The sequence below is a fragment of the Paenibacillus sp. FSL L8-0436 genome (assembly GCF_038593025.1).
In the GTDB taxonomy this organism is placed as follows: Bacteria; Bacillota; Bacilli; order Paenibacillales; family Paenibacillaceae; genus Paenibacillus_AQ.
In genome coordinates, this window is the sequence record NZ_CP151955.1 from 1,797,825 (window position 1) to 1,818,678 (window position 20,854).

Below are 20,854 nucleotides of genomic sequence, written 5' to 3' on the forward strand. Positions count from 1 at the left end.
CGAGTGAGTACTTATATTCCAGAATACTTTCCTGATCATGATTGTATTGCAAAATATAATGGGGGCAAAATCGAAAATGTACTGGCCGCTGTGGCCAGCCGTTTTATCGGTGCCTATCCGCCGCAGCCTCCGGTTTACCGGGTACATTCGCAGAACGGTTTCAAACGGCTCCGCGACTGCCGTTACGAGATGAATCTGGAAGAACGACTGCCGGAGCTAGAGGCAGGACAATTCGTATATGTGTGGGGGAAGCTGTGGAGCGACAATGAGGTAGAAGCCCCTTTCTCAGTTAGTTGCTACAGTCCAGTTAAGGTTTACATAAATGGACGGCTGGTGTTTAGCTCCAATCTAAATGATGATGTGTTTCCGGATCGGAGGACGTTTTTTCGGGCGGGCATAGATAAAGGCTGGAACCATCTTGTACTGGAGTATGCAGCGACAGGTACAGGTTGCGGAGGGATTTTTGGAACGGGCAGCGTCAAAGGTGCACCGGTGCACTTTCTTACTCCAACGGCGCAGTTAAGCGGTTGTGAAGGTTGGATATATAGTGGACCCCAGCAGACGTCTTGGGCAGCTTGGCTGGAAGCTGAATTCACTGAAGAGCAAATGACAGCCCGCTGCGTTTGGTTTCCGACGCAGCAATGGTCGCCACAGGAACAGGCATATGGCAACTGTTCACGTATATTTGGGGAAATGCCAGGAGCTACGGCGTTTGCTTGGTGCAAGCTGGAAGTCAAAAGCTTGCAGAGAGAGGACATTCGGCTGCTAGGCAGCTATCGTGGAATGATTGAAATCTCTATCTATGTGAATGGGGAACTTGTAGCTGAGCATCAGAACGTGAGCGGCATGCTGGATATCCAACTGGAGCTTGGTTATGGACTACATGATCTGGTCGTGGAGTCCATCTGTGGAGAGGAAAACTGGGGATTTGAACTGGACGTACGGTCTGGCGGTCTTCAGAGTAATCTCGTGCAACCTTATCCAGTTGAAGGATTAACTGATCCTTGGTTGTACCTTGGACTGTTCACCTCAGAGACAGCGCCGAGAGTCTTAGAGCTGACGGCTATGGATACTTTATTTGGGGAGGCGGATGAAGGAACCTTTTGGCGTGTGGACCAGCCGAATAGCTGGGTTAGGCCTTACTTGGAGAGTGTTATGTTTGGGCGCTGGAATTACCCTCTAGGCGTAACCCTGTATGGACTGCTGAGAACAGGGGTAGAGCTTAAGGCACCACATTATGCCGAATATGCACAACACCATATTGAGCAATGTACAGTGCTGCATGAATATGCCTTATGGGACCTTGATCGCTATGGCGCTCCAGGAATCAATCATCAGCTGGCGCTGATGGATTCGCTGGACGACTGCGGATCCTTCGGAGCCGCAATGCTGGAAGCACATAAGCTTTGTCCGCTACAAGGCGCCACGCATGCTGCTGCTGAAATTGCCAATTACATTACTGAAGTACAGAGCAGGCTGCCTGACGGAGCTTTGTACCGGACCAGTGGCACAGTCGATTTTATGCAGCAGACCATGTGGTGTGATGATCTGTATATGAGTACACCTTTTCTAAGCAAATATTATGAATTATCCGGAAATGCGGCTTATCTTGATGATGCAGCGGCGCAGTTTTTGTTATATAAGGAGCGGCTGTTCCAGCCGGAGCTTGGCATTATGCATCATGTATATGATTATAAGTTTAATAAACCCAATGGCGTGCCTTGGGGCAGAGGCAATGGTTGGGTGATTTTCTCGCTGACCGAGCTGCTTGAAGTTATGCCTGAGCAACATCCGTTGCGATCTGATTTGCTTGATTATTTCCGCGAGCTTAGTAAGGGCTACCTTAGGCTGCAAGATGAGCGCGGCTTATGGCATCAAGTGTTGACGGACCCGGAGTCCTATGCGGAAGCTTCGTGTACCTCTATGTTCATTTATGCTTTTGCCAGAGGTGTACATTGCGGTTGGTTGCCTGAGCCAGAACCGTATGTAACATCCGCAATCAGCGGCTGGAGCGGCTTAACCCATCATTGTATTGACAAACAAGGCAATGTTTACGGTGTCTGCCGCGGTTCGGGATATTCGTTTAACAAGCTGTATTATAAAGATGAATTGACCTGGCAATTAAACGATACACATGGGATTGGCATCGTTCTGCTGGCGGGAATTGAGGTTCACCGGCTTGTACGGGATTTGGAAATGAAATCACATAATGAAGCAAAATGAATGGCATGAGGATAAATGAGACGACCGTATTAATCACAAAATGACAGCTGAGCAGCGATACTCCGTTAGTGGGGATTGCTGCTTTTTGTTGTGAGTTACAGTGCTGCTTAAACCCCAAAAACCGCCGATTACTCATCCTAGGCTGAGATAGGCGGACCCAAATGACGTTATTTGCAGATTTATTGCCTTTTGGTCAGGGGTTCGGACCCCAGTGACGTTATTCCTTCAGGAACGGTCAATATAGGTAGCTTTTTATGCCAATAGCGACTATGGGGTCCGATAAAATCCCAAATCGGGGAATATGCAGCGTATAAGGCCAACTGGGTCCGATAGCATTATGAACTTTGTTCGCGCGAAAAGGTCATCTAGTGACGAGATGTTGTTGCCCCTGTATGCCCATGGCATTTCACATAAGGTACTTCCGGGTGACGGAGCTGTTACACAGAGAATCGTTTGTAGCTCCTGCTGCAGATTAGCGGTTTTCCTTGCGATATTGCAAAGGCGAGCGTTTAACAATTTGTTTAAACACACGCCCGAAGTGGGCGATGCTGTCAAAACCTGTATCCTCGGCAATGGTCGTAACTTTAGCATTGGTGCTTTGCAAGAGACGTTGAGCTTCCTTGATACGAATGTAGTTTAGATATTCAACGATGGTGAAGCCAGTCGTCTGTTTGAACACGCGGCAGAGATAAGTGCTGCTGATGAAAAAAGTCTCAGATAACCGCTCTAATGTAAGCTTTTCAGCATAATGGGCCTGTAAATAATCGATAATTTCATAGACCTTAAGCTGCTTATTACTGCTCTCAGGGGCGATGGGCTCGTTGCTTATTTCCTGTATTCTGTTCATTTCAATAAATAATTGGATGAGTAGCGTCTGAAAATACGGGATCTGCTGCGTCCGTTTTTCTTTTTGTTCTTTTAGCATAGAGAAAAGGAGATATTCAATGGTCCCCTGTTCATGTACTCCGGGCCGCAAAAGCAAACATTGTGCAGTCAAGAAGGGGAAATGCAGATCATAGTGCGCCAATATTTTTTGTAGAAAAACTTCCTCAAAGTTGATTAAGATTCGTTCATGGCTTGCGGAGCCTTTAGAGGTGGTACGATGAAGCTCGTTTTTGTTAATAAAAATCAGATCCCCTTTATGTAACGTGTAAATCAGGTTGTTAATGTAATAGCTGCGTTCCCCGGCGAGTAAATAATAGATTTCATAAGTATCGTGATAATGGTCGGAATCCATGCTGAATGGACCGGCTCTTTTTATTTGCTCAATAATAAAAGGAGGCTGAGGCTCCTGTTCCATGCTAGATCTACCCCTTTCAGATGAAGAAGATAATATATGCAAGGTTTTTGTGATTTCTGCTAAGAATAGCTTAGATTTAGATGTATTTTATACTATACACTATAAGAAGAAAACGCTTTTAAATCAATAAGTGATGGAGTGATCCTTATGTCCAAAAAGAAATATGCTTTCGTAGGAACCGGCGGCCGGGCGGAGTTTTTTTATGGTGAGATCACCACGAATTATTGTGAAACCTCTGAAATTGTAGGCTTTTGTGATGTGAATGGAGCAAGAATGGCGTATGCCAACACCCTGCTGGTGGAGAAATACGGATACCATGAGGTTCCTGTCTACAAGGCGCATGAATTTGACCGGATGATTGCGGAAACGCAGCCCGATGCCGTGATTGTAACCAGCATTGACCGCACACATCACCGCTATATCATCCGGGCGATGGAGCTTGGCTGTGATGTGATCTCCGAGAAGCCGATGACGACGGACGTAGAGAAATGCCAGGAGATTCTTGAGGCGATCGAGCGCACCGGGCAGAAGCTGCGGGTGACCTTCAACTACCGTTATGCACCGCATAATACCAAAATCCGCGAGCTCTTGATGGAAGGGACTATTGGAGAAGTGCTGTCCGTCAACTTCGAGTGGCTGCTGAATACACAGCATGGTGCGGACTATTTCCGCAGATGGCACCGAGATAAGCGCAACAGCGGCGGCCTGCTGGTTCACAAGTCTACCCACCATTTCGATCTCATGAACTTTTGGCTGGACTCTAAGCCGGATACAGTCTTTGCAATGGGCGATTTGCGCTTTTATGGCCGGGAAAATGCCGAGAACCGGGGAGTAACCGAATTTTATCAGCGGGTGCATGGCAGCGCAGCAGCGCAGAATGATCCGTTTGCCCTCCATCTCAAAGATAACGAGCAGCTGAAACAGATGTATTTGGATACCGAGCAGGAAGATGGATATTTGCGTGACCAGAGCGTGTTCGGCGATAACATCAGCATTGAGGATACAATGGGTGTAATGGTCAAATACAAGAATAAGACGATTATGAACTATTCGCTTAATGCTTATCTGCCGTGGGAAGGCTTCAATGTAGTGTTCAACGGCACCAAGGGGCGGCTGGAGGTCAAGGTTGTAGAACAATCCTATGTCAATGCCGGAGGCGGCAAGGAACTGGAGGGGGCGGTAAAAGATAAGCAGATTACTGTCTATCCGCAATTTGCCGCACCGTATGAAGTGGAGATTGAGGAAGGCATCGGCGGTCACGGGGGAGGCGACCCGGTGATGCTGCGGGATATTTTTGAACGGCCTGCCGAGGACCGGTTTCGGCGTGCAGCCTCCCATATGGATGGTGCCTGGTCGATCATGACAGGAATCGCTGCCAACCGCTCCATGGCCACCGGGCTGCCGGTGAAGATAGATCAATTGATCAAGCTGTAGGTTCCCCCGGTGAAGATAGATCAATTGATCAAGCTGTAGGTTCCCCGGTGAAGATAGATCAATTGATCAAGCTGTAGGTTCCCCCGGTGAAGATAGATCAATTGATCAAGCTGTAGGTTCCCCGGTGAAGGTGGATCAACTGATTCAGCTGTGTTGCTACCAGGTTCAACTTAATCCTCTAATGATTTCTAATACGACTACTTTGGTAATCTGATGAGGCTTGCGGGATCGCACTGAATTGGCTTTTGGCTCCTGACTTCTGACTTCTGGCCTCTGACGCCTGGCGGCTGGATCCTGGCGCATATAATAGGTATTAAGAGCCATAACGGGAAATACGCCCGCTGATTTTACGCCCATCACATAACGGGAGACATTATAGGGAAATGCGCCCGCTAAATCTGGCGTTAGAAGAATAAAAGCTAATTCGCCATAAATTAGAGGGACAATTTCCTTTTAATGGTATATTAGCATCGAATTAGAGTGATCTACCGGGTGTAATTCCCGCTACTGAAATGTTGCTTTACCGCCAGACTTTCGCAGGTGCACCACAGATGATCCTATAACCGCCAATAACAACAGAACAGCCAGCAGGAACGCGTGAAACGCGGTTTCCTGCTGGTTTTTTGTACGCCTTTCTGCGAGGGGCGGTCAACCTATTGTGGACAGGCGGTAAAGTCACTATTCTAACGGCCGGTCATTGTCGAATTAGGGCCCCGGGTGACATAATCAAAGCATACAGAAACAACTCTGGCAACGAATCTACAGGAAGGCGTGAAGACATTTGGAAGTTTTCCGCAAGCAATCGGATTCTGCGGTAATCCGCATAGCAGCAAAGGGCATCCTTGCCGGCAGGATAATCTGCCGCGGGGATGCCCTTTTTGCCGTCCTTTGCTAAGGACGGAAAAGTCGGTTCTTCTAATTGTATAGAGCTGCTGCAATGTGAAAAATTGCAGCGCTCTCGCAAAGGTATCTTTGATTCCCCCGGCTTACAACGGCAGGTCGCGCTGCCGGAAAATCTGGATGCCTGCGGCGAAGGCCAGCAGCCCGGTCAGCAGCAGCCAGAAGGATATCCAGGCGACATCCGCCGTGCCTTGCACGATATCGCCGGGGCGGTAGAAGCTGAACAACGTGAAGTAGCGCAGCGCATCCAGCTTATCTGTGATTTTCGCGAGAATGTCGATTGTGAAGAAACCGAAGGTGATGCCTCCGGAAATCCCAAACGCTTTCTTCTCGTCATTACATACACAGGAGACCAGAAAGACAAGGCCGCCAATGGCAAAAAACAGCAGGAACGCAACGGTGTTAAGCTGGGTAAACCGGCCCATGCCGAATTCATATTCCGTACCAAGAAACCAGAGCTTGCCGGCGAATCCGGCCAGTGTGGTTACAGCTATAATAATGAACAGTGAGGTGACCAGCACGAGTGCCTGCGTAAAGGCAACCTTGCGGCGTGTAGTCGGCGTGGCCAGCAGATAGGCCATGGAGCCGCGGTCCACTAACCTTGCTACCAGCTGGGTAGACATCTGTACACAAACGATGGACAGGATCAGCACCAGAATGAGCCCGTAATATTCTCCCGAAATGAAGGCTTCGGCATTGGCGAAGCCGTTGCTTAGTCCAAAGGCGTTGCTGACCCCCTCGGGCATGGCTTTTACAAGATCATCAATGGCTTTCGTATTGTCCGCAAGTCCCGGATACAGCCAGATCATAAACACGATATAGAAGGCGGAACCAAAGGCGTAATTCATAATGCCCTTCAAATTGACACGCATCATTTCTTTATAGAGTGGAAGATTCATTGGACATCCGCCTCACGATCATAATAATTCATGAAAATATCTTCCAGGTTCTGCGTCGATACATCCAGACTTCGAATCCGGAAATTGGCGACCTCCCGGGTGAATTCATTGTAATTGCCCTGTACGGCAATCCGCACCAGGTTTCCTTCACGGGTAAGCACCTGCAGGCCGGAGGGGGCGAAACGCTCCGCTTCTTCGGCCGTTTCAAAAATGATGTCGAACAGCTTGCGCTGCATCGACTGCAGCTCATGAATATTTTTGACGGCGATGATCTTCCCGTCCTTGATAATTGCTGCCCGGTCACAGGTGCGTTCGATCTCCTGGAAGCTGTGGGAAGACATCAGGAAGGTGGCTCCCGCTGCTTTTTCCTCCAGCACGAGTTCAATAAATACCTTCTGCATCAGCGGGTCCAGGCCTGAGGTCGGTTCATCGAGAATAATAACGTCGGGGCTGTGCATGAAGGCGGCAACAATTCCAACCTTCTGCTTCATACCCTTTGACATCTTGCGGATTGGGGTAGCGGCATCAAATTGCAGCCGCTCGATCAGCTGTTCACGTTTGGCGGAGTTTTTCACACCCTGCATCGATGCCATGAAATCAAGAAAACCTTTGCCGGTCATGCCGTCAATAAAGTTGATCTCACCGGGCAAATACCCGGTGTGCCTCTGCACCGTTCCCTGTCCCTTCCAGACATCCAGCCCGTTAATCGTGACAGAACCCCGGTCCGGCTTCATGAATCCCATAATATGCCGGATCGTTGTCGATTTCCCTGCTCCGTTAGGCCCCAGGAAACCGAACACCTCGCCTCTCGCTACCGTGAACGATACTTCTTCAATCCCTCTGCCGTTTGAAAACCGTTTGGTTAAGCCCTCTACCTTCAGCATGCTGCACCCCCGCCGTAATAATGAAATATTAGTGACTGTATAGTTCATATGTTATAATAGTCCCGGGAATTACCTAAGTCAATATAAATATGAACTCATATTAATGATATATTTCATTATTTTTCGGACTGTACACTAAATCGTCAAGTTAGGGTGAAGGACATGAACGGCTTCGAGAAGAGAAAGGCAATGATCAAGGGGAATATTATGAAGACAACCATGGTCATGCTGAGGACATGGGAGCCGAAGCGGCTGCGGATTGCTGATATTGCCAAGGAGGCGGAAGTCTCGCAGGTCACAATTTATAATTATTTTGGCAGCAAGGAAGAGCTGCTTAAGGAGTCTTTCAAGGATTTTATTCAGCGGGCCATCCGTGAATTCGAGGAAGAAATGCTGAAGCAACAGTCGCTGAGGGAACTGATCAGCTACACGATTTTTAAGGAGAAAGAAACGTATTACAACCTGTCCCCGGCGCTGATCAAGGAGGTTATGTTTGATGACCCGGAGATGTATGCGTACATTCAGGAGCAGTATGATACCAAGATAATTCCACTGATGGTCAAAATGCTGGAGGACGGAAAAGCGAGCGGTGAAATTTCGGATAAGGTCTCTGTAGAGGCGTTTCTGATGCTTATTCAAATCTACATGAAGAGTTCCGAGGAAATGCTTGGGGTGATGGAAAAACACGAGAATAAAGCTGCTTTTCTGGATGAGCTGCTGCATCTTTTCTTTTATGGGCTTTGCGGGCAGGAGCTTCCCAAGATATAACCGGCTGTCCTGTCACCTGACCACAACTGGGGAGGACGGCCGGAAGATGTCTATCTTTTCGAAGCGATGTGCGGCTAGAGCAGGGATTTGAAGGAATGGCGGATGACGTCGCCGCGGCTGATAATGCCTACGAGCACACGTCCGCGTTCAACCGGAACCTTTTTGATCTGTTTTTTACCCAGAATGGCGGCGATCCGTTCGATGTCTTCGTCCCAGGATACCGTGATGACTTTCTTTTTGGCAATTGCCATCACATTTAGATTCAGCAGCTTCCGGGTCCGTTCTTCGTACTCATCCTCATCGCCTTTAATCACATTCAATTGGAAAAAGGAATCAACGATGACATCATCATGTTTGCCGATATAGCGCATAATGTCTCCATCGCTTAAATAAGCGACGATTTCGTTTCTGTCGTTGATGACTGGCATGCCGCTGATCCGGTGCTGGATGCATTTCTCAATAAAGGTCTGTACGGTATCATATTCTTTGACCTTGTAGACCTGCGTGATCATAAATTCATGAGCTTTCATAAAGTTCCCCCAGTAACAATTCACTAGCATTTATAAGAATAACTTGTATAATGAAACTATATACTTGTATTATACAAGTTGCCATGATGATGTCAATAATCATCCGTGTATTCCTATGAAAATTACTCGTATCACTTTAATATGCTTCAGCTGAGAGAGAGGTCACAACCTGCCATGGAGAAACGTCCGATAGAAACCATAGAACTGGAAATGTCAATTCTCAGCCGCCGTTTGACTTCAATGAGCACATATAAAAAACTCGGAATGCTGGACTTCTCCGCGTATCTGCTGCTGCGTCAAATCGCCTCGCACGGCTCGGCCGGTGTTAAGGCGCTGTCTGAGGAATTCCGGCTGGATATCTCTACGATCAGCAGACAGGCGTCAACGCTGGAGCAGAAGGGTTATCTGTTCCGTGAACCGGACCCGCAGGACGGAAGGGCTTATACGCTGCAGATTTCTGAACTTGGACTTAACATGCTGAAACAGAACATGGATATCCGCCAGGATAAGGTCGGCAAAATGCTGGAGGACTGGACCGAAGAGGAACGGGAGAATTTCGGGCAGCTGCTGCAGAAGCTGAACGACGCTATTTTTCGAGAAATGTAAGGTAAGGGTATAACCTACTATAACCGGAGGTGTCTTATGAATCCCCAGGATAGTCAAGAAGAAAAGCTGCTAATGGTATTCGAGAACATCAAACGCTTGACCACCCGCACCAAATGGAATGATTCGATTCCCCACGGGGAATTTCTTATGATGTTCGCCATCAATGTCATGATGAAGAAAGAAAGTAGAGAACCGGAGGCGCCGGAGTGTCCGGGAGTCATGATCTCCAAATTAAGCGAGCTGCTGCAAATCAGCAGACCCACCGCCTCGCAGGTTGTCAGCTCTCTGGAAGAGAAGGGGTATATTGAACGCGCTATGTCTGTAACAGACCGCAGAGTGATCTATATCAGCCTTACGGAACAGGGGCAGACGGAATTCAACAAGAACATGGAGCGGTATTCCAGCGTCATGAACGAGATTATTGAGAAGGTGGGCCGGGAAGAGGTCAACCAGTTGATTGACACTTGTGAACGCCTGCGGAATGTGGTGGATGAGGTGAGAGAGCAGCTGGTGTCCAGTCAGGGCATGATTGAGGAAATAATAGTTTAGAAAAAGAAAAAAATGGGCCTTGGAGTATCTTCCAAGGCTTGTTCTACATTCATGAATAATTGGGAGCCCCCCTATTGTAATTTTAGTGAAAATGGAATATCCTACATATAGAAATATTTCGAAATGATTTTGATCTAATTGTTAACGGGAGGTGCGCATGGGAATTAAGGATACGTTCAAAGCTCTGTCGGATGAATACCGCAGAGAGATGCTCGAAATGCTGAAGGGCGGAAGGATGACTGCAGGAAGCATCGGCGAACGCTTTGAGATGACACAGGCGACCGTGTCGCATCATCTGTCCGTACTCCGGGAGGCCGATCTGGTCCGCACCGAGCGGGACGGAAAGTATATTTATTATGAACTGAACACCAGTGTATTTGACGATGTAATGAAGTGGATTCTAGCGTTTAAAGAGGAGGAATGAAGATGCTCAAATTCAAGATGACCAGCATCATTGCCCTGCTTGTTGCCTTAATTCCGATGGGTTTATATCTCTATCTGTACCCGCAAATGCCGGACATGGTGCCGATGCATTTCGACATCAAAGGGAATGCCGACCGCTTTGTGCCCAAATCCAGCTCGGAGGTACCCTTTCTGGCTGCTTTAGGCCTGATGGGGTTCATATTCTTTAAGCTGATATTCTTTTTCATCATTCGAAGCGCCGCACGTAGAGGCGAAGATAACGCAAGATCCATCACCAAAACATTGGATATTACGACCCTATGCTGCACCGTGCTGTTTGCGGGAATATCGGTTCAGGCATTATTTGTGCAAGCGGGAAGTTTTGATTTTTCAAGAATGGATTTTGTGCGGATTGCTGCCGGGATGCTCGGACTGATTATGCTGCTAACCGGCAACCGGATGCCCAAGCTGAGACGGAATTCCCTGGCGGGTCTGCGGACCAAAGAGACAATGAGAGATGAACAGGCATGGTTCAGGACTCAGCGCTTCGCTGGAAAATGGTATGTCGCCGGGGGTGCGGCAATGGTGTTGGGCTGCCTGCTGCCGGGCTGGTGGGCGCTATACTCGGCAATTGCAATTTTCGCCGTGGTGAATATAGTGCCAATCGTTTATGTGAAAGCAAAGCTGAAACCAGAGTAGGGGTAACTGTGAGGAATGGTAGAATATTGGGCATAGCCTGCAACATGTCTTATAGATGAAACAAAAGTGAGACGCAGATTGGGTTTACACACAGCCGCTGCATTGACAACAAATTTGGAATTGGCTATACTTTCTGTAATCTTATAGTTGGTATACGTTGAACGAGACAGTAGCAGCCTTTGTCCCTGTCACAGAAAGCCGGGGGGTGATGGAACCCGGCACACACATGGACTGCGAATTACACTCCGGAGTATCTTGGGTAATGCCAAGCGGAAGGAAGCGAACGATAACTCGCTGAAAGTGGTACGGACACAGCTGTTAAGTGTTCGTGCAATTTGGGTGGTAACACGGTTAATTATAGTCGTCCCTGTGTCTTCATAGACAAGGGGGCGATTTTTTTGTTGGCCAAATCCTCCGAAACCCAGCCGCTGTGCTTGCTTCAACGTAAATCCAAAGAACACGAATAATTACACAAAAGGGGCTGTATCATGTTGAACATTATTGATGAACTGGAATGGCGCGATGCGATTAATCAGCAGACGGATGCGGAAGGACTGCGGGAACTAACGAATACGAAGGCGATTTCGCTCTATTGCGGCGTAGACCCTACAGGCGACAGCATGCATATCGGCCATTTGATTCCCTTTATGATGCTGAAGCGTTTCCAGCTCGCCGGACACCGTCCGGTAATTCTGATCGGCGGGGCAACCGGCACAATCGGCGATCCAAGCGGCCGCCAGAGTGAGCGTTCGCTGCAGACGATGGAGCAGGTGCAGGAGAATGTTGCAGCGCTGACTGCTCAAATGAAAAGATTGTTTGTTACCGACGGTGACAACCAGGTGCGTATGGTCAACAACTACGAGTGGACGAAGAACATTAACGTGATCGAATTCCTGCGGGACTACGGCAAAAACTTCAGCATCAACACGATGCTGGCCAAAGATGTTGTTTCCAGCCGGCTCGACAGCGGGATTTCGTTCACCGAATTTTCCTACCAGATTCTGCAGTCGATCGATTACCTGCATCTGTACCAGCATGAGGATGTGCAGCTGCAGATCGGCGGCTCTGACCAATGGGGCAATATTACGAGTGGACTGGATCTTATCCGTAAAAAAGAAGGCAGCGAAGCCAAGGTGTTCGGCCTTACCATCCCGCTGATGCTCAAATCGGACGGCACCAAATTCGGTAAAACCGCCGGGGGCGCCGTGTGGCTTGATCCTAAAAAAACGACGCCGTATGAGTTCTACCAGTTCTGGGCTAACACCGATGACCGCGATGTGGTGAAATACCTCAAATACTTCACGTTCCTGAGTAAGACGGAAATCGAGGCACTTGCCGAAAAAGTACAAACTGAACCGCATAAACGGGAAGCTCAGAAAGCACTGGCCGAAGAGATGACCCGGTTTGTTCATGGCGAAGAGCTGCTGGAGCAGGCAAAACGTATCACCGCTGCTCTGTTCAGCGGGGATATCCGCTCTCTGACCGCAGACGAAATCGAGGAAGGCTTCAAGGAAATGCCGACCTATACCGCAGCCGCTGAATCGAAAAATATCGTGGAATGGCTGGTGGACTTAGGGGTTGAGCCGTCCAAACGCCAGGCGCGTGAGGATATCACCAAAGGGGCAATCTCCATTAACGGTGAGCGTGTGAGTGAGCTTGAAGTGGAGATTACGGCTGATCATGCTATCGGCGGACGATTCATCATCATCCGCAAGGGCAAGAAAAATTACAGTCTGGTAAAATTGACCCAAAATTGACCTAATACCGCACTACGCGATGCTCAACACAAAAGCCGCCGAACCCTGAGAGGTTCGGCGGCTTTTTGTAAATATAAATATTTATATGCTTCACGCTATAAATTATCCGTTTCCGCTTGGTTGATCAGATATTATTCATCCTCAAGCTTTGCAAGCTCATCCTCAAGTCCGGCGAGACTTGTGCGGATAGCTTCGGCTAAGGCATGTTGTCTGGCTGCCTGCTCCAGCAGTTTCTCCTCCCCGGAGGCATCAGTCACCGGGTCATATGCCGGAGAGGTTCTTAACCGGTTCAAATCTGCCTCACAAGCTTTTCCGGCATGTTCAGCTTGTTTCAATTCTTCCCCGGCGATGCCAATCTGGTACTCCAGATACGTGAAGTCAGATGAGGCTGCGCTGTGGGTTGAACGCTGTGAATAAGTCATCATGCACCTTCTTTCCTGTCCTTTCGGGTAACTGTATGTTCATCATACAAGCTTTCGGGGATGACCTCAACTGACCTATAGGCGTATGCCTTTTCAGCCATGGAATGGTGATCTCTTCAAGCTGCCTGCGACATTGCTCACAGACAACAATCCCTATTCTTGTTTTACCATTAGAGAATTGAAAATAAAAGCTAAATTTTTCAATAACAGTTTACAAGGGAAGCTTCCCGCGAAAGAAGGTTGTTATACATAATGAAAGCTTTATCTTTTGACACATTAGACGAAGTTAAACGTTACCTGGGGGAAAAGCCAAGCAGCCGTGGTCTCGTGCTGTTCGCCTCCGCTGCTGCTGTCAGGGAACTTTCCCCGCATGCGCCTGCAAATGCCGTGTTATGTTCGACCAAAGGTGAATATACCCCGAAGGGTTACCGGAACGGCGTGGTTTCGGGGTTTGAATACGATGCGGATATCGCCGATATTGTGGAAATTCTGCACCCGCCCGTGCTCAGCGGCGATAACCTCAAGGCCTCGTACCATAAAATGGAAGACAACGTGAATGCGTTTCTGCTGCTGTTGTGCGACGGAAGGGCTGCAATGGAAGAGACGATTCTCTCCTCGCTTTATTTTATCGATCAAGAGTTCAAGGTGCTTGGCGGAAGCGCAGCGGATGATGAGAGCGGAGAGACCTATCTTTATATCGGAAGCCGCCGGGTGCGCAACCTGGGAATCTTTTTCAACTTGACCGTCCGTACCGCATTGATCAAAGAGAACATATACGTTCCGACCGGAACGAAACTGCTGGTAACAGAAGCGGATGTGTTTGGACGAACGGTATATTCGTTTAACGGCCGCCCGGCGGCAGAGGAATATGCGCGTGTGCTGGATGTGGAGGAAGACCTGTTAGCCGGGCATTTCCTGAGCAACCCGCTGGGCAAAAGATACGAAGACGATCTGATTATCGCATCTCCGATGGTCATCAATCCGGACAAGTCTATTACCTTCTACAGCCAATTGATGCCGAGCACTTATCTGGAGGTGCTTAGCGCGGCTGACCCGCTTGTAGTGCTGGAGCAGACACTGCGTGAGATTCCGTTTAAGCCTGCTTTTGTACTCAACATCAATTGTACGCTGCGCGACCGGCTGTTCCTCCGGGATGGCTTGTGGGGAGGATTTGACGACAAGATGATCGGGTTCTGCGGGAATACCGCCGGCTTCATCAGCTACGGGGAGCAATATTACAAAAAGCATGCCAACCAGACAATGGTATTACTGCTGGTCGGATAAGGGGGACTCATTATGCAATGGATCAACAAGCTGCGCGCTTCATGGGGGAAAAGCAGCCGTGACGCGGATATAGAAACTCATGGCAGCGTCATCCAGACAAAAAAGGACAGTATGCCCGGCCAATCAAGCACCTGGAATGATTCGAATCCCGTCTCCAAGCCATTATCCTATGGCATTCATGCCTATTCCTTGGCGGAGCAGATCAGCCGCGAAACCGGGTTCATCCTCCAGGAAGAGGGACGGATGGTAGAGGATTTCGCAGCTCTGCGCGCGGGAAGCGGCGAGATGATCAGCCAGATCGGCGGAACGCAGCGGCTGCTGGAGCATTTGAAGGCCAACAGCGAGCAAACAGAAAGGCTTATCAATGAAATGTATGGCAGTCTTGCGTTTTCCTCAAACAAAATTGAATATGCGAAGGAAGCCAACGTACAGATATCTGCTGAAATGCAAAAAGCCTCGGCGATATTCACCCAGTTTGTTTCTTTAAATCAAGAGCTAAGCCAGCATTTTCAGAGTATTGGGCAACTGGCGGGCATTATTACGGAAATCGCCGAGCAGACCAATCTGCTGTCCCTGAACGCAGCCATCGAGGCGGCAAGGGCTGGTGAGCATGGGCGGGGGTTCGCGGTCGTTTCTTCAGAAATCCGCAATCTTGCCGACCGGACCCGCAGCCACGTGGAAGAAATTATGGGCTCGCTGTCAGGGATGACAGGCGTGATAGAACAGCTACACGACAAGTCCAGTGATGGAACACGGGCCATGGCAGAGACGAACGAGCGGATCGGCCAATCGACCGTTTATATGAACGAGATCGTCGAAGCGGAGGAAGAAGTATTCCAGCATCTGGAGAAAATACAGGTTTCCCAGGACAGCAGCCTTAAAGATGTGGAACGCATCAATGCCGATCTGCTGCATGTCATAGAGAAATCAGGGCAGGATTCCGAACAGTTTGAGATGCTTGTCCTTACGATTCAGAAAAAAGCTGATCATTTTCAGCAGATGCTGAATCACTTGCATCAGATGGCGGAGCTAAGGCAGCTTGGTAAAGAGGGAGAAACAGCCGCCCGGCGTGAATAAGGCCGGTTTGTAAAGAGCGGTTTTAATGGTAAGTAAAAAGGTCCACCGTTTAAAAAAGAGCAATAAAAAACCCGCAGTAAGGATGATTCCCTTGCTGCGGGTTGCTTGCGTTCTTGTCTATGTCAGTGTGTATGTAATATAGATAGACAGACGTTTAGTTTTTATCGATGAGTTCAAGTTTTTCAAGGATCTTTATTGTTGTTAAGGCGGATAACTGAACGGCTAATTCAACGCTTTCTTTCTGAATTCCGTCCTTCTCAATAGCATCCTTGTTCTCTGAGAAGACTTCTTCAGTTACTTGGCTGATCAGACTTTTGACGATTTCAATATGCATAATAAACTCCCCCTCTCCGGAAAAATAGCCACATTCTTATATTTCGGCAGATCATCAGGTTTTTCTTTGAAATAAACCTTCCTCAATTAGCAGAAATCGGGTGGAGAAAAGTATAAACCATCTCATTATTATGATATAGTTAATATTGATTTTTAATCCAAACCCTTTCGTTAGACAGAAGAGGTTGTTTGAATACATATCAATTGGTACAGAAGACCTGAGAGGGAGTACTCCATGACACAATTTGTCTACAAGCAAATAATTGATGACCTTAAAATGAAAATCTTTGCTGGACAGTTTGCGGATATGCGATTACCCGATGAACGCAGTCTTAGCGAAACGTATCAGGTTAGCCGCAGCTCCATCAAGCGCGCATTAACCAAAATGGAAAGTGTCGGAATCATTTTTAAAAAACGAGGTTCAGGCACGTTTATTAACCCCTTATACATAAAAAACGAATCCATCTTCAATTACGAAGGTTCCAATCTGGGTGTCACCGACAATTTCCAGATGCATGGCAAGAAACCTAAAGTCAAAGTGTTGAATTTCGAGGTTATTCCGCCAACAAAAGAATTGCAGCGGGATTTGTTCCTGGGGCCCCATGATTTTGTATACAAAATCGTCCGCTTGCGCCTGTTCGATGATGATCCCTTTATGATAGAGACGGGGTATATCCCGATAAAAATCGTTCAGGATTTAAACCAGACGATTATTGAGGGCTCCATTTTTAATTATCTGGAAGACTCGCGCAACCTGGCCGTAACCAAATCATTTTTATCTATTTTTGCCGAGCCGTCCTTGTCCACGGATCAGGAGCTGCTGCACTTGAAAGAAAATGAACCGGTTGGCATTATGGAGGGGATTTTCTTTTTGGACAATGGTACTCCCTTTGAATTTTCCCATATGCGGTTTCATTATCAATATTTGAAATTTAATACGTTTGTATCTGTTCATTAAGGAGCAGAATAAGACCGGGGATTTTCCCGGTCTTATTTTTTTGTATACTTTACTTTTTTATGGATGTAACGTATTTACATAAATTTCAATATAACTGTGTTTTGACAGCGTTTTTCCTGAGTTTTTCATACTATGTTCAAATTTTCACAAAATTGGACCGTATCACTTGTCAAAAAGGTTGTATTTATTTTGGGCAGAGGTATGATGTATTTGTAGGGAAAAAGAATGGCAATAAGCAACAATATATATATAGGAGTGGATAAAATGGGATTATCAACCATGAAAGTCGATTATTCGTCTAAAACGTATCTGGAAAAGCTTGACGCTTATTGGCGTGCAACCAACTACATTTCGGTAGGTCAGCTGTATTTGAAAGACAATCCGTTGTTAAGAGAACCTTTGAAAGATGCTGACGTTAAGATTAAACCTATCGGACACTGGGGTACTATTCCGGGCCAAAACTTTATTTATGCCCATTTGAATCGTGTAATTACTAAATATGATTTGAACATGTTCTATGTTGAAGGTCCGGGTCATGGCGGTCAGGTCATGGTTTCGAATTCCTATCTGGACGGAAGTTATACTGAGATTTATCCGGAAATTACGCAGGATATCCCGGGTCTCAAAAAACTGTTCAAACAATTCTCGTTCCCGGGCGGCGTTGCTTCCCATGCTGCACCTGAAACTCCTGGATCCATCCATGAAGGCGGCGAGCTGGGTTATTCTTTATCCCACGGCGCCGGCGCTATTCTAGATAACCCGGATTTGATTTCGGCTGTTGTCGTTGGAGATGGTGAGGCTGAAACCGGACCACTGGCCGCATCATGGTTCTCCAACCGCTTCATCAACCCTGTTACAGATGGCGCTGTTTTGCCGATTCTGCACTTGAACGGATTTAAAATCAGCAACCCGACGATTCTGTCCCGTCAATCGAAAGAAGAAATCACCGCTTACTTTACAGGCATGGGCTGGGAGCCGTTCTTTGTAGAAGGCGAAGACCCTGAACATATGCATCCGGAAATGGCGAAGGTACTCGATACCATCGTCGAAAGAATTGCAGCCATTCAAAAAAATGCGCGTGAAAATAACGACCTTACCCGCCCGGTATGGCCGATGCTCGTCTTCCGTTCCCCTAAAGGCTGGACTGGACCGGCAGCATGGGACGGTGTGCCGAATACCGGTTCGTTCCGTGCCCACCAGGTTCCAATTCCGGTTGACCAGAAAAATATGAAACATGCTCCAGCTTTGCTTGAATGGATGAACAGCTACAGACCGGAAGAATTATTTGATGAGAACGGCCGCTTGAACGCAGAGCTTGCCGAAATCCTGCCTACAGGCGACAGACGTATGGGTATGAATCCTGTTACTAACGCTGGCAACCTTATCAAAGATTTGCGTCTGCCGGATTTCCGCGACTATGTGCTTGATAACTCCGTTCCAGGTAAAGTAGTAGCCCAGGATATGGCCGTTCTCGGAAAATATCTGAAAGAGGTTGTCCTGCTCAATGAAGATAACCGCAATTTCCGGATTTTCGGACCGGATGAAACGATGTCCAACCGTCTGGGACCTGTGTTTGAAGTGACCAAACGCCAATGGCTGGATCAAATTAATGAACCTAATGACGAATTTCTCGCTTCGTATGGCCGTGTAATTGATTCCCAATTATCGGAACATCAGGCGGAAGGACTGCTGGAAGGTTATGTATTAACCGGACGTCATGGCTTCTTTGCAAGTTATGAAGCTTTCCTGCGCGTTGTGGATTCGATGATTACCCAGCACTTCAAATGGCTGCGTAAAGCAACCGATCAAGGCTGGCGCGCTGATATCCCTTCACTCAATGTTGTCGCAACTTCAACCGTGTTCCAGCAGGACCATAACGGTTATACGCACCAGGATCCGGGTTTGCTGGGTCATCTGGCAGACAAAAAACCGGAGTTCATCCGGGAATATTTGCCGGCTGATGCCAACTCCCTGCTGGCTGTATTTGACACCATCCTGAACGACCGTCAAAAGATTAACCTGATTGTGTCTTCCAAACATCCGCGTCCACAGTGGTTCTCGGCTCAAGAGGCGCAGGAACTGGTTGATAAAGGACTCAAGATCATTGACTGGGCCAGCACGGACAAAGGCGGCGAGCCTGATGTTGTATTCGCTTCTGCAGGTACCGAACCTACGATTGAAGCTTTGGCTGCCATCTCTATCCTGCATGAGAAATTGCCTGAGCTGAAAATCCGTTATATCAACGTGGTAGATCTGCTTAAGCTGAGAAGCCAGAAACTTGATCCGCGTGGTTTATCTGATGATGAGTTTGATCAATTTTTCACAAAGGATAAACCGGTCATCTTCGCTTTCCATGGTTATGAAGGCCTGATTAAAGACTTGTTCTTCGACCGCCACAATCATAACCTGCATGTGCATGGCTACCGTGAGAACGGCGACATCACGACTCCGTTCGATATGCGTGTACTGAATCAGATGGACCGTTTCGATCTGACGAAGGAAGCTGTTCTGAGCTTGCCTGCAGCTGACAAACACACTGCCATCGCGGATGAGATGGATGCTATGGTTAAGAAGCATTATGAGTATATCCGTGAAGAGGGCATTGACCTGCCGGAAGTGGAGAATTGGGTCTGGAAGAGTTTGAAATAAGTTTGAGAAATCCGTTTGTAAATGTATGATGAAGTTGAAGGTGTCTGTCCCAGTGTACATTAGGGGCAGGCACTTTTTTTGAATGGGACTTAGGCTGGGATTTGTTCTATTAAGCTGACTGGTATCCATGTGGTAAAATAGAGGGATATGAAAGAAAAATTCAGCTAGGAGCCCTGAGAATGAAAACTATCATTGATATCGCCCGGGCGGCGGGTGTGGCTAAAAGTACGGTCTCAAGATATTTGAACGGTGGTTCTGTCAGCGATGCGACGAGAGAGAAAATCGAACGCATCATCAAACAGAACCAGTATGTGCCCAACACATTCGCCCAAAGCCTGAAGGCAAAGCGGACCAGCATTATCGGCACAATCGTTCCGCGCCTCGACTCCTATGCAGTCTCACAGACCTTGATGGGCATAGACGATGAGTTGCGGGGACGCCAGTATCAGCTGCTCATTGCCAACACCAATCAGGACTTGGAGCGGGAAATTGAATTCATTTATGAGATGGCGAGGCAAAAAGTTTCCGGTCTGCTGCTGCTGGCGGCGCAAGTAACGGAGCGGCACCTGAAGGCGGTCCGGGACTGCAAAATTCCGGTTATACTGATCGGGCAGCAGCATGCAGACCTGCATAGCGTGATTCATGATGATGTAATGGCTGGTTATCTGATGGGCAAGCATATTCTTGAACAAGGACATCGCCACATCGCTTATCTTGGAGTTACAGAGCAGGACATCGCGGTAGGTGTAAGGCGGAAGCAAGGCTTCCAAAGGGCTCTTCGCGAATACGGGAATTGCGATGCAAGGTTTTATACCTCCGGATTCAGAATGAACGAGGCTGTGACGGCGGCCGATTTGCTGTTTGAGGACAGGGTGCCTACAGTCATCGTGTGCGCGACCGACAATATTGCGCTCGGTGTGATGAAAGCAGCCTCGATCAGACATATACTGATTCCTTCCGGAGTGTCGGTGACGGGATTCGGCGATTACGAGGTCACTGAAATTGTTCATCCGGCGTTGACGACTATGAGATTTTATTACAGAGAAGCCGGGCAATTGGCTGCGGAGAACATCATAGCCTTGGTGAATGGAGAAGAGGTCGCCAAAGTCTCCGTCTCCGGCTGCGAAATTATTCAGCGAGAAAGCGTTGACAATTTGACTAGACTCAGCATACAATAATA

General features: G+C 47.9%; 19 protein-coding genes. 13 read left to right on the forward strand and 6 right to left on the reverse strand.

Translation table 11 applies throughout. The annotated features are described in order from the left end of the window. The first annotated feature begins 3 nt into the window (after positions 1–3). On the forward strand, positions 4–2,223 hold the full coding sequence (locus NSS79_RS08295) for a glycoside hydrolase family 88 protein (RefSeq protein WP_342438983.1): 2,220 nt from the start codon (positions 4–6) through the stop codon (positions 2,221–2,223). Between the two features lie 472 nt (positions 2,224–2,695). Here the strand turns inward: NSS79_RS08295 and NSS79_RS08300 are convergent, their stop codons facing one another. After that, on the reverse strand, positions 2,696–3,523 hold the full coding sequence (locus tag NSS79_RS08300) for an AraC family transcriptional regulator (protein ID WP_342438985.1): 828 nt from the start codon (positions 3,521–3,523) through the stop codon (positions 2,696–2,698). A 147-nt stretch (positions 3,524–3,670) separates the two neighbouring features. Between NSS79_RS08300 and NSS79_RS08305 the strand changes: the two genes are divergently transcribed. Then, a complete protein-coding gene (locus NSS79_RS08305) occupies positions 3,671–4,957 on the forward strand; it encodes a Gfo/Idh/MocA family oxidoreductase (RefSeq protein ID WP_342438986.1) in 1,287 nt (428 codons plus the stop codon). A gap of 986 nt (positions 4,958–5,943) precedes the next feature. Here NSS79_RS08305 and NSS79_RS08310 read toward each other — a convergent pair. Together NSS79_RS08310 and NSS79_RS08315 are read right to left on the reverse strand one after the other, a co-directional pair. Continuing rightward, a complete protein-coding gene (locus NSS79_RS08310) occupies positions 5,944–6,756 on the reverse strand; it encodes an ABC transporter permease subunit (RefSeq protein WP_342438987.1) in 813 nt (270 codons plus the stop codon). Then, positions 6,753–7,640 (reverse strand): ABC transporter ATP-binding protein, encoded by an 888-nt coding sequence (locus NSS79_RS08315; RefSeq protein ID WP_342438988.1) that lies wholly within the window; start codon positions 7,638–7,640, stop codon positions 6,753–6,755. Before NSS79_RS08315 ends, NSS79_RS08310 begins: the two co-directional genes overlap by 4 nt. Positions 7,641–7,802: 162 nt before the next feature. On the opposite strand from NSS79_RS08315, the gene NSS79_RS08320 reads away from it, so the two are divergent. Continuing rightward, positions 7,803–8,408, forward strand: coding sequence for a TetR/AcrR family transcriptional regulator (locus tag NSS79_RS08320; RefSeq protein WP_342438989.1), 606 nt, complete (start codon positions 7,803–7,805; stop codon positions 8,406–8,408). 74 nt (positions 8,409–8,482) lie between these two features. Here NSS79_RS08320 and NSS79_RS08325 read toward each other — a convergent pair whose 3' ends face one another. Beyond that, complete coding sequence (locus NSS79_RS08325) at positions 8,483–8,938, reverse strand: CBS domain-containing protein (RefSeq protein WP_340893942.1); 456 nt, start codon at positions 8,936–8,938, stop codon at positions 8,483–8,485. 174 nt (positions 8,939–9,112) lie between these two features. On the opposite strand from NSS79_RS08325, the gene NSS79_RS08330 reads away from it, so the two are divergent. The 5 genes from NSS79_RS08330 to tyrS all read left to right on the forward strand — a co-directional run bounded on the left by NSS79_RS08330 (position 9,113) and on the right by tyrS (position 12,951). Continuing rightward, the gene (locus NSS79_RS08330; protein ID WP_038588007.1) at positions 9,113–9,544 is read left to right on the forward strand and encodes a MarR family transcriptional regulator; all 432 of its coding nucleotides are present in this window, start codon (positions 9,113–9,115) and stop codon (positions 9,542–9,544) included. A 36-nt stretch (positions 9,545–9,580) separates the two neighbouring features. Continuing rightward, a complete protein-coding gene (locus tag NSS79_RS08335; RefSeq protein ID WP_342438990.1) occupies positions 9,581–10,093 on the forward strand; it encodes a MarR family winged helix-turn-helix transcriptional regulator in 513 nt (170 codons plus the stop codon). 157 nt (positions 10,094–10,250) lie between these two features. Beyond that, positions 10,251–10,517: an autorepressor SdpR family transcription factor gene (locus NSS79_RS08340; protein WP_038588013.1), complete on the forward strand. Its 267-nt coding sequence runs from the start codon at positions 10,251–10,253 to the stop codon at positions 10,515–10,517. A 2-nt stretch (positions 10,518–10,519) separates the two neighbouring features. After that, a complete protein-coding gene (locus NSS79_RS08345; protein WP_342438991.1) occupies positions 10,520–11,194 on the forward strand; it encodes an SdpI family protein in 675 nt (224 codons plus the stop codon). A gap of 491 nt (positions 11,195–11,685) precedes the next feature. After that, positions 11,686–12,951 carry a tyrosine--tRNA ligase gene (tyrS, locus tag NSS79_RS08350; RefSeq protein ID WP_342440327.1) on the forward strand — a complete coding sequence of 422 codons (1,266 nt, stop codon included), beginning with the start codon at positions 11,686–11,688 and terminating at the stop codon, positions 12,949–12,951. A gap of 131 nt (positions 12,952–13,082) precedes the next feature. On the opposite strand, the gene NSS79_RS08355 is transcribed toward tyrS, so the two are convergent. Beyond that, a complete protein-coding gene (locus tag NSS79_RS08355; RefSeq protein WP_342438992.1) occupies positions 13,083–13,376 on the reverse strand; it encodes a hypothetical protein in 294 nt (97 codons plus the stop codon). 249 nt (positions 13,377–13,625) lie between these two features. Here NSS79_RS08355 and NSS79_RS08360 point away from each other — a divergent pair, with 249 nt between their 5' ends. Both NSS79_RS08360 and NSS79_RS08365 read left to right on the forward strand, forming a co-directional pair. Further along, positions 13,626–14,657: an FIST N-terminal domain-containing protein gene (locus NSS79_RS08360; protein WP_342438993.1), complete on the forward strand. Its 1,032-nt coding sequence runs from the start codon at positions 13,626–13,628 to the stop codon at positions 14,655–14,657. 12 nt (positions 14,658–14,669) lie between these two features. Next, positions 14,670–15,734 carry a methyl-accepting chemotaxis protein gene (locus tag NSS79_RS08365; RefSeq protein ID WP_342438994.1) on the forward strand — a complete coding sequence of 355 codons (1,065 nt, stop codon included), beginning with the start codon at positions 14,670–14,672 and terminating at the stop codon, positions 15,732–15,734. Between the two features lie 154 nt (positions 15,735–15,888). Here NSS79_RS08365 and NSS79_RS08370 read toward each other — a convergent pair whose 3' ends face one another. Further along, on the reverse strand, positions 15,889–16,068 hold the full coding sequence (locus NSS79_RS08370) for a hypothetical protein (RefSeq protein WP_038588023.1): 180 nt from the start codon (positions 16,066–16,068) through the stop codon (positions 15,889–15,891). A gap of 234 nt (positions 16,069–16,302) precedes the next feature. On the opposite strand from NSS79_RS08370, the gene NSS79_RS08375 reads away from it, so the two are divergent. The 3 genes from NSS79_RS08375 (at position 16,303) to NSS79_RS08385 (ending at position 20,852) form a co-directional block, all read left to right on the forward strand. Then, entirely contained in the window at positions 16,303–17,025 is a 723-nt protein-coding gene (locus tag NSS79_RS08375; RefSeq protein ID WP_038588026.1) for a GntR family transcriptional regulator, read from the forward strand. Positions 17,026–17,289: 264 nt separating this feature from the next. After that, the gene (locus NSS79_RS08380) at positions 17,290–19,674 is read left to right on the forward strand and encodes a phosphoketolase family protein (protein ID WP_340893934.1); all 2,385 of its coding nucleotides are present in this window, start codon (positions 17,290–17,292) and stop codon (positions 19,672–19,674) included. A 179-nt stretch (positions 19,675–19,853) separates the two neighbouring features. After that, positions 19,854–20,852 (forward strand): LacI family DNA-binding transcriptional regulator, encoded by a 999-nt coding sequence (locus NSS79_RS08385; RefSeq protein WP_342438995.1) that lies wholly within the window; start codon positions 19,854–19,856, stop codon positions 20,850–20,852. Positions 20,853–20,854: the final 2 nt, after the last annotated feature.

Bases quoted from the DNA above. Each gene is read 5' to 3' on its own strand.
- NSS79_RS08300 (WP_342438985.1), bottom strand. From the start codon at position 3,523: ATGGAACAGGAGCCTCAGCCTCCTTTTATTATTGAGCAAATAAAAAGA.
- NSS79_RS08305 (WP_342438986.1), top strand. From the start codon at position 3,671: ATGTCCAAAAAGAAATATGCTTTCGTAGGAACCGGCGGCCGGGCGGAG.
- NSS79_RS08310 (WP_342438987.1), bottom strand. From the start codon at position 6,756: ATGAATCTTCCACTCTATAAAGAAATGATGCGTGTCAATTTGAAGGGC.
- NSS79_RS08315 (WP_342438988.1), bottom strand. From the start codon at position 7,640: ATGCTGAAGGTAGAGGGCTTAACCAAACGGTTTTCAAACGGCAGAGGG.
- NSS79_RS08320 (WP_342438989.1), top strand. From the start codon at position 7,803: ATGAACGGCTTCGAGAAGAGAAAGGCAATGATCAAGGGGAATATTATG.
- NSS79_RS08325 (WP_340893942.1), bottom strand. From the start codon at position 8,938: ATGAAAGCTCATGAATTTATGATCACGCAGGTCTACAAGGTCAAAGAA.
- NSS79_RS08330 (WP_038588007.1), top strand. From the start codon at position 9,113: ATGGAGAAACGTCCGATAGAAACCATAGAACTGGAAATGTCAATTCTC.
- NSS79_RS08335 (WP_342438990.1), top strand. From the start codon at position 9,581: ATGAATCCCCAGGATAGTCAAGAAGAAAAGCTGCTAATGGTATTCGAG.
- NSS79_RS08340 (WP_038588013.1), top strand. From the start codon at position 10,251: ATGGGAATTAAGGATACGTTCAAAGCTCTGTCGGATGAATACCGCAGA.
- NSS79_RS08345 (WP_342438991.1), top strand. From the start codon at position 10,520: ATGCTCAAATTCAAGATGACCAGCATCATTGCCCTGCTTGTTGCCTTA.
- NSS79_RS08355 (WP_342438992.1), bottom strand. From the start codon at position 13,376: ATGATGACTTATTCACAGCGTTCAACCCACAGCGCAGCCTCATCTGAC.
- NSS79_RS08360 (WP_342438993.1), top strand. From the start codon at position 13,626: ATGAAAGCTTTATCTTTTGACACATTAGACGAAGTTAAACGTTACCTG.
- NSS79_RS08365 (WP_342438994.1), top strand. From the start codon at position 14,670: ATGCAATGGATCAACAAGCTGCGCGCTTCATGGGGGAAAAGCAGCCGT.
- NSS79_RS08370 (WP_038588023.1), bottom strand. From the start codon at position 16,068: ATGCATATTGAAATCGTCAAAAGTCTGATCAGCCAAGTAACTGAAGAA.
- NSS79_RS08375 (WP_038588026.1), top strand. From the start codon at position 16,303: ATGACACAATTTGTCTACAAGCAAATAATTGATGACCTTAAAATGAAA.
- NSS79_RS08380 (WP_340893934.1), top strand. From the start codon at position 17,290: ATGGGATTATCAACCATGAAAGTCGATTATTCGTCTAAAACGTATCTG.
- NSS79_RS08385 (WP_342438995.1), top strand. From the start codon at position 19,854: ATGAAAACTATCATTGATATCGCCCGGGCGGCGGGTGTGGCTAAAAGT.